The 1734-nt window shown below is 60.7% G+C and carries 1 protein-coding gene; it reads left to right on the top strand.

Annotation, left to right across the window (positions count from 1 at the left end; genetic code table 11):
• Positions 1-1734: DUF6531 domain-containing protein (locus Phpb_RS18995; protein ID WP_240492620.1), on the top strand; the 1734-nt coding region annotated here is incomplete at both ends.

The raw sequence follows: 1734 nt of genomic DNA on the forward strand, positions 1-1734 counted from the left end.
ACTGTTTACCCGACAGGCCGGTAAAAAGGCCGTCAGCGGGGCGATTGCCGGTGCCCGGCATGCCGGAAAAGTGATATCGGGGAAAACCTTCTGCTGTGCCAAAACCGCCTTCAAAGAAACTCAGGGCGTGAAACGTTACCGGGAAGCGACGAAAAAATTCTTTACCGGCGACCCGATTGACGTCACTACCGGCCAGCTGTTTGACCAGCGGACCGATATCACCCTCGGCCAGACCCTGCCGCTGGTATTTCTGCGCAGCTGGGCGCCGGGGGAACAGGGCTTACTGGGACCGGGCTGGACGGACAGCTTCTCTGAATGCGCGCTTGCCACCGGCGACCGGGTAGAAATCCGCACCACCGAAGGGGCATCGCTTTACTTTGCCTTACCGGCCGCTTATACCCACAGCGTCAACCCGGACCACCCGGATTTCACCCTCAGCCGGGGAGAACAGGGCTATATCCTCCGGCACCGGGATTCACCAGTTTGTAAGTATTTTGCGCTGGCCTCCCCGGCCTCATCCGAAGGGACACAGCGCTGGCGGCTCACGGAACACCGGGACGTGTATGACAACCGGCTGCGGTTTGTCTATAACGAGCACGGTCAACTGACACAGGTTCTCCACAGTGACGGGCCGGAGTTGACGCTGCTTTATAATCGGCGCGGACAACTGACAGAGATTCTCCGTACCGATGAAGGGTTACAGGAAGTGATGGCCCGTTATCACTACCATGATAACGGCCGGCTGGCGGAAGCGGACAGCGCCCAGCATTTTCATCTGTACTATGAATATAATGCGCAGGGTCTGATAAGCCGCTGGTCCGATGGCGACCAGACCTGGGTGGATTACCGTTATGATAAACAGGGGCGCTGTACCGACAGCGTGGGGGCCGGCGGCTACTATCCGGTTCACCTGGATTATGCCCCCGGCATCACCCGCTCCACCACCCCACAGGGGCACACCACCACCTGGCATTACAACGACCAGCAATTAATAACTGAAATCCACACCCCGCGCGGCGGCGTGACCCGTTATGACTATGACCGCTGGGGCCATCTGGTCAGACAGATATCACCGGAAGGGGAAACCCTGACGCTGACTTATCTGGCCGATACCGGCCGGGTAACCTCGCTGACGGAGGCCACCGGCGCGGTATGGCAGTACAGCTATGAGGCTGACAGCCTGCAACTGACCGGCATGACCGACCCGCTGCAACGCACCTGGCTGCCCCGGTATGATGAACAGGGCCAGCCGGCCGGATTTATTGCGCCGGACGGCCGGAAAACCACGCTGACCCGCAATGCTTTCGGGCTGGTGACGGCCGAAACAGACCCGGACGGCAACTGCCGCACACAGGAATATGATAAGCATCAGCGGCTGGTGCGGGTGCTGGATGAAGAGAACCGGACCGTCAGTCTGGGTTATGACAGCCAGGACCGGCTGCGCAGCCTGACCGCGGCGGGGGCGCTGTGGCGCTGGCGTTACGACCGTCATCACCGGGTGGCGGTCAGTGACCGGCCGGACAACCAGCTGGAACACTTCACCCATGACCGCCACGGCAACTTAACCTGCTGGACCGATGCCCGCGGCGTAGAATGGCAGGTGGAATACGGCCCGTTTGACCTGCCGGTCGCCCGGCGTGACGGCGAGGGGCATCGCTGGCAGTATCGTTATGATGCCGACACGCTGCAACTGACGCAGGTGATTAACCCGCAGGGGGAAACTTACACCTACAC

It is taken from the genome of Photorhabdus namnaonensis (assembly GCF_001684335.1).
Lineage (GTDB): Bacteria > Pseudomonadota > Gammaproteobacteria > Enterobacterales > Enterobacteriaceae > Photorhabdus > Photorhabdus namnaonensis.